This window comes from Corynebacterium sp., assembly GCF_030535495.1.
In the GTDB taxonomy this organism is placed as follows: domain Bacteria; phylum Actinomycetota; class Actinomycetes; order Mycobacteriales; family Mycobacteriaceae; genus Corynebacterium.
On the sequence record NZ_JAUNRW010000066.1, the window covers coordinates 1 to 12,339 of the forward strand.

The 12,339-nt window shown below is 66.3% G+C and carries 12 protein-coding genes; 2 read left to right on the plus strand and 10 right to left on the minus strand.

Annotation, left to right across the window (positions count from 1 at the left end; all coding sequences use genetic code 11):
* Positions 1-105 precede the first annotated feature (105 nt).
* The 10 genes from Q4F73_RS08545 to rho form a co-directional block, all read right to left on the minus strand.
* Positions 106-924, minus strand: coding sequence for a F0F1 ATP synthase subunit delta (locus Q4F73_RS08545; protein WP_303358931.1), 819 nt, complete (start codon positions 922-924; stop codon positions 106-108).
* A gap of 5 nt (positions 925-929) precedes the next feature.
* On the minus strand, positions 930-1,502 hold the full coding sequence (locus Q4F73_RS08550) for a F0F1 ATP synthase subunit B (RefSeq protein WP_303358932.1): 573 nt from the start codon (positions 1,500-1,502) through the stop codon (positions 930-932).
* A 40-nt stretch (positions 1,503-1,542) separates the two neighbouring features.
* A complete protein-coding gene (locus tag Q4F73_RS08555; protein ID WP_303358933.1) occupies positions 1,543-1,782 on the minus strand; it encodes an ATP synthase F0 subunit C in 240 nt (79 codons plus the stop codon).
* 100 nt (positions 1,783-1,882) lie between these two features.
* Positions 1,883-2,680 (minus strand): F0F1 ATP synthase subunit A, encoded by a 798-nt coding sequence (gene atpB, locus Q4F73_RS08560; protein ID WP_303358934.1) that lies wholly within the window; start codon positions 2,678-2,680, stop codon positions 1,883-1,885.
* Positions 2,681-3,129: 449 nt separating this feature from the next.
* Positions 3,130-3,564, minus strand: coding sequence for a hypothetical protein (locus tag Q4F73_RS08565; protein WP_303358935.1), 435 nt, complete (start codon positions 3,562-3,564; stop codon positions 3,130-3,132).
* An 11-nt stretch (positions 3,565-3,575) separates the two neighbouring features.
* Positions 3,576-4,754 (minus strand): MraY family glycosyltransferase, encoded by a 1,179-nt coding sequence (locus Q4F73_RS08570; protein WP_303358936.1) that lies wholly within the window; start codon positions 4,752-4,754, stop codon positions 3,576-3,578.
* A gap of 1 nt (position 4,755) precedes the next feature.
* Positions 4,756-5,415, minus strand: coding sequence for an L-threonylcarbamoyladenylate synthase (locus Q4F73_RS08575; protein ID WP_303358937.1), 660 nt, complete (start codon positions 5,413-5,415; stop codon positions 4,756-4,758).
* Between the two features lie 4 nt (positions 5,416-5,419).
* On the minus strand, positions 5,420-6,238 hold the full coding sequence (prmC, locus tag Q4F73_RS08580) for a peptide chain release factor N(5)-glutamine methyltransferase (protein WP_303358938.1): 819 nt from the start codon (positions 6,236-6,238) through the stop codon (positions 5,420-5,422).
* 1 nt (position 6,239) lies between these two features.
* On the minus strand, positions 6,240-7,313 hold the full coding sequence (gene prfA / locus Q4F73_RS08585; RefSeq protein WP_303358939.1) for a peptide chain release factor 1: 1,074 nt from the start codon (positions 7,311-7,313) through the stop codon (positions 6,240-6,242).
* On the minus strand, positions 7,313-9,142 hold the full coding sequence (gene rho, locus Q4F73_RS08590) for a transcription termination factor Rho (protein WP_303358940.1): 1,830 nt from the start codon (positions 9,140-9,142) through the stop codon (positions 7,313-7,315). Before rho ends, prfA begins: the two co-directional genes overlap by 1 nt.
* Before the next feature lie 332 nt (positions 9,143-9,474).
* Here rho and Q4F73_RS08595 point away from each other — a divergent pair, with 332 nt between their 5' ends.
* Together Q4F73_RS08595 and Q4F73_RS08600 are read left to right on the plus strand one after the other, a co-directional pair.
* Positions 9,475-11,211 carry a long-chain fatty-acid--CoA ligase gene (locus Q4F73_RS08595; protein WP_303358941.1) on the plus strand — a complete coding sequence of 579 codons (1,737 nt, stop codon included), beginning with the start codon at positions 9,475-9,477 and terminating at the stop codon, positions 11,209-11,211.
* Position 11,212: 1 nt separating this feature from the next.
* Positions 11,213-12,339 (plus strand): DNA methyltransferase (locus Q4F73_RS08600; protein WP_303358942.1); only part of this gene is annotated, 1,127 nt, incomplete at its 3' end.

Here is a 12,339-nt window from a genome sequence, read left to right on the forward strand (position 1 = left end):
CTATCGCGCTACGGATCTCATCGGAGGAGATCGTCAGCTCCGCCATGTTCTTCCTGCTCTCGGTTGTATCTTCCAGCATATTATTATTCAGTCTTGAGTCGTGTCTCACGCGAGGTTCGCGCGGAGTCTGGTGAGCTTGCCCGCCAGGCTTCCGTCGATGATCTCGTCGTCGACGCGGATGGTCATGCCACCGAGGAGGCTGGGGTCAACCTCAGAGTGGATGGACATCGCACGACCGTAAATTCGTCCCAGCTTGTCGGCGAGCGCCGCCTGCTGGCCCTCGTTCAGCTGCTCGGCAGAGACGACGTGTGCCACGGAACGGCCCTGCAGCGTGGCTGCGGAGCTGACCAGGTTGGCGATGTCGTCGATAGGGTTCTTCTCGGGGCGGCCGATGACCTGCAGCGCGAGCGCCTCGGTGATCATGGTGACCTTGCCGTACAGAACACTTGCGAGCAGGCCACGCTTGCGTGCCGGGTCCGCTGCCTTGTCGGAGAGGAGCTGGGTCAGCTCGCCCTCACGGTCCAGCACGCGGGTCAGGCGGAACAGTTCGTCCTCGACCTGGCCCAGCTGGCCCTGCTTCTCGGCGGCGCGCAGAAGGGCGCGACGTCCGAGCTCGACGAGACCGGTGCGGAACTGGCGCGGGTTGGACCACTGCTGGGCGGAGGCCTCGTTGAGCACCGAGAGGGTGCTGTCGGAGACCTTGCCGCCGAAGACGGTCCGGATGACACCCGTGCGACGTTCCGGCGTCGAGGCCGGGTCCGCGACGGCGACGCGCAGGGTGCGGTCGCGGTCGAGGGCGTCGACGACGTCGAAAAGCTCGGTTCCGGTCTGGGCTGCGGTGGCGACGGCGTCGCCCTCACCGTGGACGATGCCGTCCAGGTGGGATTCGACCGTTGCTAGTGCTTCGCGGCTCGCTGCGTGCATGGCGCTCACTTTCCTGCCGGTGCCACGGTGTCCAGGTCGGACAGGAAGTTGTCGATCGTGCCGGAGCGCTTGGTGGCGTCGGAAAGCTCGCCACCGAGCAGGCGCTCAGCGAGGTTGATCGAGTTCTGTCCCATCTCCTGGCGAAGCTCTGCCACGACCTGCTCACGCTGGGCCAGCAGCTGCTTCTCACCGGATGCGATGATGCGGTTGCTCTCCTCGGTGGCCTGTGCCTTCATGTCAGCCTCGATGAGCTTGCCCTTCTCGCGGGCCTGCTCACGGATCTCGGCTGCTTCGGCGCGGGCCTCGGCGAGCTGTGCGTTGTACTTCTCAAGTGCGGCCTTAGCCTCGGCCTGTGCGGCCTCGGCACGCTGAATGCCACCCTTGATCCGGTCCTCACGCTCAGTCAGGACCTCCTGGAACTTCGGAAGAACGAACTTCCAGAAGAGGATCAGGATTACTGCGAGCGGAATGATGGACCAGACGATGTCGTATGCCTTGGGCAGGAGGATAGAGTTCTCGCCCTCCAGGGGGAGGGTTTCACCCGCCTCTGCCGCAAGGTAGTAAATGACGTTCGTCATGAGTCTCCAGTCTTAAAGGGGTGTGGTTTCCGCTCGGAAATTAGAACAGGAAGCCGGCGACCAGGCCGATGAGGGCCAGGGCCTCAACGAAGGCGATGCCCAGGAACATGGTGGTACGCAGCTGGCCGGCCATCTCGGGCTGGCGAGCCATGCCCTCGAGTGCCTTGCCGACGAGGATGCCGATGCCCAGGCCCGGGCCGATGGTTGCGAGGCCGTAGCCGATGGTGCCGAGGCCGGAGAAGGTGGTCTCGTTTGCCTGAGCCAGGATGATCTCGTTCATGAAAGTCGTTCCCTTTCTAGGTGCCCGGTCCTGTCAACCGGGACTTCAGGTGGTGATTGAAGTGGGGTTATTCAGTTGGCCGCGTGGGGTTCGCAGCTTGTCAGTGAGAGTCCGCGTGCAGCGACAGCTCGATGTACACCGCGACCAGCAGAGCGAAAATGTACGCCTGCAGGAAGATGATGATGCACTCGTAGAGGGTGAACGCGATTGCGGCAAGCATGGTCACACCAGACATGGCGGTCCAGCCGTTCAGCTGCCAGAAGAAGAAGTTCGTGGCGGAGTACAGCAGAACCAGGATGAGGTGTCCCGCGAGGAAGTTCGCCATGAGACGAAGTGCGAGAGTGACCGGCCGCATGATGAACGTCGAGAAGAACTCGATCGGCACGACCAGAAGGTGCAGTGCCGGCGGAAGGTTGGGAATGACCACCGAGGACTTCATGAACTTGCCGAAGCCGTAACGCTTGGAGCCGGCGTAGATCATGGCGACATAACCGAACAGTGCGAGGACGATCGGGAAACCGATTCGCGCGTTCGGGGAGATGTTCAGACCCGGGATGATCGTCGGGATGTTGAACGCCAGGACGGCGAAGAAGATGGTGGCGATGACCGGCAGGAACCGGCGGCCCTCCTTCTTGCCCAGGATGTCCTCGGCGATGTGCACCCGGACGAAATCCAGTGCGAGTTCTGCGAAGTTCTGCAGGCCTGACGGAACCAGCTTGGGGCTCCGGAAGGCGACAAGGAAAAGGACCGCCAGAAGGATCGTCATGAGAATTCTGACGAGCATCAGTCGGTCCAGTGCGAACCACCCGTTTGCGACATCCGCAAACAGAATGTGGCCGTAGTATTGCCCCGGGAAAAATTCAGGATCCAGTGCGGGTGCGTGGAATTCGCCCCTCATGGCCAGTGTTGTAACGCTCAGCGTTCTCTCCCGTGTTCGGGCCGTGTGTGGAATGTCAGTTCCCACACGGTGCGATGGACGTCTGAAAAACTCTTACCGGCACCGCCTCGGACTCCGTCGCACATCAGCGAGGGCGGTGACAGGGGTGAACCTCGAACGTGCCGGGGTAACCCGCAGGAGAGTTTATCAGGGTCATCCCGGATTCTCGCCTAGCCCCCGAATATGTTTCCTGACGTGGCGCGATACCTTCCGGGACGACGCCGCCAGAGCCGACGAAAATGCCCGTAACTGCACCTTTTGGCCACCTATGTAAGGTCTGTCACACGTGTTGGCGGCGGGGGTGAATACGCCCGCTCCCACCCCCGAAATGACGACAACCTCCCCGCCCGCTCTCCGTGTGAGCGGGCGGAGAGGTGTCACTCTCCCCCTGTTGCTTATCGACGCCCCCGTCAGTTGACGTAGGTCACCTTCGCCGTGATCACACCCCACACCTCGGTGGCCAGCACCACCACGAGCGCCAGGACGAGGGTGACCAGCAGCGCCATGCGGTCGTAGAAGACCATGTCGCGGATGATGGCCAGGATGATGATGAGCACGACGATCTTGAGCAGCCAACTGCCCAGGACGACCGCGCCGGTGGTGGCGGGGTTCGTCGAGGAGGTGAACAGGACGCTGGCGGCGGTCATGAGGACGAAGCCGCCGCCGATCGCGGCGCCGATGAGGACACCCCAGATGCCGGGCAGCTCCCGCATGCCTCCCCACACGGCCAGGGAGATGACCGTGAGGATGACCAGGGCGATGGAACCGAAACGTACGGCGCGCAGCAGCGGGCGGCGCGGATCGTCGTACTCGGAGCGTTCTGGTGTGGTGTCAGGTGTAGTCACGATCCCGGATCCTACCCGGACGTGGGATCGGTGTGGAGGACCACCCGGGTCGGTCGCGCATGACGTCCCAGCTTGCCGGCGCGCAGCGGCACCAGCGTCAGCAGGAAGGCCACCACCAGGAGGATGAGGGTCCCGGCCAACGCCACCCGGGCCGGCACGATGGAGAAGCTCACCGCCCCGAGGGCGACGACCCCGACCCACATGTAGAGCACGAGGACGGTGCGGCGGTGGGTGTGGCCGAGCGAGAGCAGCCGGTGGTGCAGGTGGAGCTTGTCGGCGGCGAAGGGTGACTGGCCGTTGGCCAGGCGTCGCACGACCGCGAGGACCAGGTCCAGGAAAGGAACGAAGACGGCTGCGGCCACGACGATGATCGGGCTCATCAGCGCCACGATGTCGGCCGTGCCGTAGAGCGACATGTTGATCTTGCCGGAGGCGGAGGTGGCGGAGGCGGCCAGCAGCAGGCCGATGAGCAGGGATCCGGAGTCCCCCATGAAGATGCGGGAGGGCTCGAAGTTGTGGGGCAGGAAACCCAGGCACACGCCGACCAGCCCGGCCGCCATGATCGCGGGCGGGTAGGCGGAGACGGCGCCGCCCTGGTCATGGAGGACGGTGAGCGAGAACAGCAGGATCGCGGCCCCGGCGATCATGCCCAGCCCGGCCGCCAGCCCGTCGAGACCGTCGACGAAATTGATGGCGTTCATCAGCGCCACGGTGAAGATGGTGGTGATGATGGTCGCCTGGATCTGGTCGAGGACCACGGTGGTGCCGTCGCCGAGCGGCAGGTAGAGCAGGGTCCACGACAGGCCGAGCACACTCATGACGATGGCGGCGAGGATCTGCCCGATGAGCTTGGTGATGGCGTCGAGGTCGTAGAGATCGTCGAGGATGCCGACGAGCACGATGGCAAACGCAGCCCAGATGACGGCGTTCATCTCCGGGGTGATCGGCATGAACCCCCTGGTCAGCGCCGGTAGCTGGTTGGCCAGGAAGACGGCGGCGAGGAAGCCGGAGAACATCGCCACTCCCCCGAGGCGGGGCGTGGGTTGGGTGTGCACGTCGCGCCGACGGATCTCGGCGACCTTGCCGGAACGCACCATGACCGAGCGCACGACACCCGTGGCCAGGTAGGTGATCGCCGCCGCGACGAGGATCACCAGGCCGAGTTCCCGGAGGGGGACGCCGGCACCCATGTCAGGGGCGGGTCCGCAGCAGTTCGGGGTCCACGCCGATGACCTCACCGATGCGCTCGGCGCTCAGGGCCCCCTCGCGCAGGAGGTAGGGGGTGGGGCCGGAGAGGTCGATGATCGTCGACGGCTTACCGACGGGCGTTTCTCCCCCGTCGAGATAGATCGACACCGCATTGCCCAGCTGCTGCTTGGCGGCGATGGCGGTCGTCGGCGGCTCGTGGCCGGAGATGTTCGCCGAGGACACGGCCATGGGGCCGACCTCGCGGAGCAGCTCGATGGCCACCGGGTGCAGGGGCATGCGCAGCATGACGGTGCCGCGGGTGTCCCCGAGGTTCCACGGCAGCGAGGGCGCCTGCGGCACGACGATGGACAGCCCACCCGGCCAGAACGCCTTGACCAGCGATTCGGTCATGGGCGGGTACTCGCGCACGAGCCCGCGGATGGTGTCCCAGGAGCCGACGAGCACCGGCACCGGCATGTCCGGTCCCCGCTGTTTGGTGGCCAGGAGGGTGGCCACGGCCTGATTGTCGAAGGCGTCGCAGCCGAGCCCGTAGAGGGTGTCGGTGGGCAGCACGACCAGGCGGCCGTTGCGCGCGGCGTCGACGGCCGCGCTGATGCCCTCCGCGCGGGAGGAATCGTCAGCACAGGAGTAGATGCGGCTCATGGGCTTACACCTTACTCGCCGTGACAAACCGCGCCCGACCGGTCAGGTCCCGCAGCACGGCGATGTCTGCAAACCCGCCGTGGGCAGCCACGACATCCTGCACGGCCTGGGAGGTCGTGTCGTCGTGTTCGATGCCTATCCGCCCTCCGGGGCGCAGCAGGGCCGCGATGGTGGGCATCAACGCCTCGATGACGTCCATGCCGCTGACACCGGCGAACACCGCCTGCGGCGGGTCGGCGTAGACCTCGCGGTCCAGGTCGGGGGTCTCGGGGACGTACGGCGGGTTGGTCACCACCAGGTCGACCGTGCCGTGCCAGTCCTTCACAACCGGCCCGGTGGCATCGGCGTGGATCATGCGCACCGTCGTGCCCTCCGCGTTGCGGCGGGCCCAACTCAACGCCTCAGCATGCTTCTCGACGCCCACCACCTGAGCCCCCGGCACCTCATGCGCGAGGTAGAGCGCGAGCGCCCCGGAACCGGTGCACAGGTCGACGACACGGGGGGCCGGGATGTCGGCGAGCTGGCGCACGCCCCAGTCCGCCAGCACCTCGGTCTCCGGGCGGGGAATGAACACGCCGGGCCCCACCGCCAGGTCGAGCGGCCCGAACGGGGCCACCCCGAGGATGTGCTGGAGGGGTTCGCGTCGCTCGCGGCGCGCGATCAGCTCCTCGAAGCCGTCCGGGATCTCCTCCCGGAAGGCCACGTCGAGGGGCCCGCAGCCCAGCAGGTGGGCGGCGATGAGGCGGGCGTCGACAAGCGGGGACGGGACGCCTGCGGTGCGGAGGCGCTCCGCGGCGTCGATAAGCGCGGCGCGGAGCGCCATCCTATTCCGCCTCGAGACGCTCGGCGCGCTCGGCCGCCTTGAGGGCGGTGAACAGGTCGTCGAGGTTGCCGTCGAGGACGGAGTCGAGGTTGTTGGCCTTGAAACCGATGCGGTGATCGCTGATGCGGTTCTCCGGCCAGTTGTAGGTGCGGATGCGCTCGGAGCGGTCCATGGTGCGCACCTGGGCGGCGCGACCCTCGGCGGCCTCGGCATCGGCCTTCTCGCGCTCCAGCTGCTCGAGGCGGGCCTGCAGCACCTGCATGGCGCGCGCCTTGTTCTGGATCTGCGAGCGCTCCTTCTGACAGGTCACGATGAGACCGGTCGGCAGGTGGGTGATGCGCACGGCGGAGTCCGTCGTGTTCACGCCCTGGCCACCCTTGCCGGAGGCGCGGTAGACGTCGACGCGGATGTCCTTGTCGTCGATGGTGATCTCACCGGCGTCCTCGGTCTCCGGGAAGACCATGACACCCGCGGCGGAGGTCTGGATGCGGCCCTGCGACTCGGTCACGGGGATGCGCTGCACGCGGTGCACGCCGCCCTCGAACTTGAACACGCTCCAGGCGCCGTCGCGGGAGGGGTTCTTCGCACGGATAGACAAGGTCATGTCCTTGACACCTCCGAGATCAGACTCAGACAGGCCCAGGACCTCCCAGGTGAAACCATGCTTGTCGGCGTAACGCTCGTACATGCGCGCCAGGTCACCGGCGAACAACGCGGCCTCCTCGCCGCCGGCACCGGCCTTGATCTCGAGGATGACATCGTCGCCGTCGTGCTCATCGCGCGGGGCCAGCAGATCCGCCAGCTCCTCCTCGAGCTCGATGGCGCGGGCCTCCAGGCGCTCGGCCTCAGCGGCGAACTCCTTGTCCTCGTGCGCCATTTCGCGGGCGTCGGCGAGATCCTCGCGGGTGCCCACCAGCTCGGTGTTCACCTTGATGATCGGCTGCAGCTCCGCATAACGCTTCGACAGCTTGCGGAACAGCCCCTGGTCACCGGCGGTCTCCGGGTCCGCCATCTGGGCCTCGATGCCCTGATACTCGGAGACGACATCATCGACCGCGGAAACATTGCTCGCCACTAGGAGTAGTCCTCCTCTTCCTTGTCGGCGGCCATCGGAGCACTCGAGGCGACCTGCATGAGGAACTCGCCGTTGCTCTTGGTCTTTTTCAGCTGCTTGATGAGCAGATCGATGGCCTGCTGCGGATCCAGGGCAGACAGGATGCGGCGCAGCTTGTGCATGATGCGGGCCTCCTCCGGGACGAGCAGCAGCTCATCCTTGCGGGTGCCCGAGGGGTTGACGTCCACGGCCGGGAACACGCGCCGCTCGGAGATCTTGCGGTCGAGCTTGAGCTCCGCGTTTCCGGTGCCCTTGAACTCCTCGAAGATGACGGTGTCGCCGGCGGACCCGGTCTCCACCATCGCGGTGGCGATGATCGTCAGCGAACCACCGTTTTCGATGTTGCGGGCCGCACCGAGGAAACGCTTCGGCGGGTAGAGCGCGTTGGAGTCCACACCACCGGAGAGGATGCGTCCCGACGCCGGCGAGGAGTTGTTGTACGCACGGCCCAGGCGGGTGATCGAGTCGAGCAGGACGACGACGTCCTTGCCCTGCTCCACCAGGCGCTTCGCACGCTCGATGGCCAGCTCCGCAACGGCGGTGTGCTCTGACGGCGGACGGTCGAAGGTGGAGGCGATGACCTCACCGTTGACCGAGCGCTGCATGTCGGTGACCTCCTCGGGGCGCTCGTCGACAAGCACGACCATGAGGTGGCACTCCGGGTTGTTCGTGGCGATCGCGTTGGCGATGTTCTGCAGGATCGTCGTCTTACCGGCCTTCGGCGGGGAGACGATGAGCGCGCGCTGGCCCTTGCCGATCGGCATGATGAGGTCGATGACGCGGGTGGTCAGGACCTTCGCCTCGGTCTCCAGGCGCAGACGCTGGTTCGGGTACAGCGGGGTGAGCTTGGAGAACTCCGGACGGCTGCGCGCCTCCTCGACGCTGAGGCCGTTGACCGTGTCGACGCTGACCAGCTGGTTGGCCTTCTGGCGGTTACGCCCCTGACCGTGGGTCTGGGCGTTGCCCATCTTCACCTTGCCGGTCACGGCGTCGCCGGCGCGCAGGCCGGAGCGGCGGATGAGCTGGTTGGGCACGAACACATCCGACTGGCCCGCGTGGTAGCCGGTGGTGCGGACGAAGGCGACATTGTTGTCGACGATGTCGAGGATGCCCGCCACGTCCTGCAGGTCAGCCGAATCATGCTGCTGATCCTGCTGCTGACCGCCGTCGTTCTGGTCGCCCCCACGGCCACGACGGTTGCGGCGGCTCCGGCGACCACGGCGGCCCTCACCGTCGTTGTCGCGGTCACGCTGGCGGTTGCCGCGCTGGTTCTGGTTCTGATTCTGGTTCTGCTGGCCGCGCTGCTGCTCCTGGGAGGAGTTGTCCTCGGAGTTCTTCTCCTCCGACTGCTGCTCCTGGCCGGAGTCCTGCTCGCGCTGGTTGTGGCGCGCGCGGTTGCGGCGGGCACGGCGGGCGGCCGAACGGGACTCGTAGCGGGGCTCCTCGGAATCATCGCCGTTGTCCTGCTTGGAATCCTTGGACTCCTTGGGCTCCTTGGCCTCCTGCGGCTCAGCGGTGGCCTGCTCGTCCTCGGCGGCCTTGGCCGGGCGGGTGGCGCGGCGACGCTGCGGGCGCTCCTCCTGCGCCTCAGCTGCCGGCTCGGCAACCGGGGCGGCTTCTGCGCGGGCGCGGGCGGGCACGGTGCCGGTCTGGATGGCGGTGATCAGATCACCCTTACGCAGGCCGGAGACCCCCTTGAGGCCCTTCTCCGCGGCCATCTTGCGCAGCTCGGTCAGCTTCAGCGACGCGAGATCGGCAGATGCTGCGTGGGTGGTGTCCGTATCAGTCACGGATGTCCTTTCGTTGCTTCACCAGTCTCAGATGCGTCATGAGCGGATGCCTCATCTATGGGGAGTGCATCGGACTGGAAGCCGTCTGTGGAGTTGAGCGACTCAACATTCCCCGCGCCGGATCACGTGGTGACCGGATGACTTACGTCGGGGATGGAGCCGTACTACGTGGTTGATCAGACCGGACCGCACTCCGCGCGGCAGAAGCCGACAGTGGGGAGTCCGCGGGAACCGGGGCCTGGATGAGTACTAACAGACCCCCGTCGATCTTCGCACAGTGTAGCGCATGCCGGTCACACAGTCGTAGTGACCCACCGGGTTAGAGTGTGTACATGCTCTCCACGATGCAGAATGTGCCGCTGTCGATTTCGCGGATCCTGGAGTACGGCGCCACCGCCCACGCGTCGACGAAGGTGACGACCTGGCGCACCGACCACGCGGAGGAGACCACCTACGAGGAGATCCGCGCCCGGGCCGCAGCCCTGGCCCACGCCCTGCACGACGACCTGGGAATCACCGGTGACCAGCGCGTCGGTTCCTTCATGCACAACTGCGCGGAGCATCTCGAGGTGCAGTTCGGCGTGTCCAGCATGGGCGCGATCTTCGCCCCGCTGAACAAGCAGCTCATGACGGATCAGGTGCGGCACATCATCAATCACGCGCAGATCGAGGTCATCGTGTGTGATCCGCGTCTCGCCGCCGCGTTGGGCAAGGCCCTCGACGGCTGCCGCACCATGCGCGCGGTCGTGTTCACCGGCCTCGAGCCCGTCGAACCACTCGCCGTCCACCTCCCGGAGCACCTCGCCGTCTACTCCTACGAGACGCTTCTCGACGGCCGCTCCACCGTCTACGACTGGCCCGTCCTCGACGAGAACACCACCGCCGCCATCTGCTATTCGACGGGCACCTCCGGCGCCCCCAAGGGAGTGGCCTATTCCCACCGTTCGGTCTACCTGCAAGCCATGTCCCTGCGCGCCACGGACTCGCTGTCGGTTTCCCACGGCGAGTCCTTCCTGTGCTGCGTGCCCATCTATCACGTCCTGTCCTGGGGTGTGCCGTATGCGGCCTTCATGTCGGGCACTCCCCTGGTCTTTCCGGATTCCGATGTCTCCGCCCCCACCCTGGCGCGTCTCATCGCCGCCGTCCACCCGCGCGTGGCTCACGGCGTGCCCACGGTGTGGATCCAGCTCATGGTCCACTACCTGCACAATCCCCCGGAGCGGATGTCGTTGACCGAGCTCTATGTCGGAGGCTCCCCCGCCCCGCCGATCCTCATCCAGTTGTGGGAGGAGCGCTACGGCGTCGACGTGGTCCACGTCTGGGGCATGACGGAGACGTCCTCGGTGGGCACCGTCGCGCGTCCTCCCTCGGGCTCGTCCGGCGAGGCGCGCTGGGCGTACCGCGTCAGCCAGGGCCGTTTCTCCAGTCTGCTGGAGTACCGCGTGGTCAACGACGGTCAGGTGGTCTCCTCCACCGACCGCAATCAGGGTGAGATCCAGGTGCGCGGCAACATCGTCACCGGTTCCTACTACCATTCGCCCACCGAGGACGGGGACGGCTCCGCCAGCCAGTTCCGCGGCCGGGAGGTCGACGACGCGGAGCAGTTGTTCACCGCCGACGGGTGGCTGCGGACGGGCGACGTCGGTTCCGTGACCGCCGACGGCTTCCTCACCGTCTCCGACCGCGCGCGCGACGTCATCCGCTCGGGTGGTGAGTGGATCTACTCCGCCATGCTGGAGAACCTCATCATGAACGCCCCCGAGGTCGTCGAGTGCGCCGTCATCGGCTACCCCGACGAGAAGTGGGGCGAGCGCCCCCTGGCCGTCACCGTCCTCCACGAGGACATCGCGCAGACGAAGCAGACGGCGGAACAGCTGCGCGATCAGCTGCGCGCCTCCCTGCCCGGCTGGATGCTGCCGGAGTACTGGACGTTCGTGCGCGACATCGACAAGACCTCCGTCGGCAAGTTCGACAAGAAGGATCTGCGCAAGCATCTCGCGGACGGGGACTTTACGATCATCAAGCTCAAGGGGCCCGGTGAGAAGGATGTGCCGGCCGCGGACAACTGACATGGCCGGCGACAACCTCCTCATCCGCGGCGAGAATCTCGCCGCCCTGCGCCGACTCGGTCAAACCCACGCCGGCGCCGTGCGCCTGATCTACATCGATCCGCCGTACAACACCGGCAGCGCCGATTACCTCTATGCCGACACGATGACGCGCGAGCAGTGGTTGGCGTTCATGGTCGAGCGGCTGGAGGCCGCGCGCCCCTTGCTTATCGACGACGCCGTCATCGCCATCCAGTGTTCCTTCCACCAGTCCGCCCACCTGGAGGTCACCCTCGACAACCTCGACTGGCTGCACAAGGTCATGGTCTTCCACGTCCTGGTCCGCCATCCGGGACGCGCCCTGACCGCCGACAAACAGTTCAACGACGTCGTCGAACAGATCCTCATCTACTCCCCCGATCCCCGGTACCGGATGCCCCGCCGGGAACGGGAACGAGATCTCAGCGAGTACCGCTGGGAGGTCGACATCACCGGCCCCGGCACCACCCGCATGCTGGGTGGGCGTCCATGCCACGTGTACGGCCCCGACGAGTGGTCCAAGGTGGAGGTCGCCGCCGGCACGGGCACGTTCCGCACCCACTCCGTGCGCGGCAGCCTCCGGGAGAAGAACTCCTCCGGGCGCTTCTGGGTCGCCCACCTCGAGCCCCTGGAGCTACCTGCCATGTCGCTCATCCAGGTACCCGATATCGGCGATGACGGACTCGGCCACCGCTTCTTCCACAGCCCGAAGAAGGGCAACCGCAACGGCTCCTATTTCCAGGGGGTTCCGCAGTCATCGTCTGTCACCCGCCTGCCCTACCCCAACTTTCTCGACTACCACGCCGAGTTCAATCGGGTCGCCCCGGAAGGTGGGGTGAGTTTCCGCAACGGCAAGAAGCCTGAGGCTCTCCTCCACCAACTCATCGAGATGTTCACCGCACCGGGCGAGCTGGTCCTCGACTATCACCTCGGATCCGGAACCACCGCCGCGGTGGCCCTGAAAACGGGTCGCCGATTCATCGGCATCGAGAAGGAGCCCTTCGCCGAAACGGTGACGCTCCCCCGGTTGCGCGCCGTCGTCGACGGTGAGCAGTCCGGCATCTCCCCCCGGGTCGGCTGGCACGGCGGCGGTGACGTCACCTACCTGGA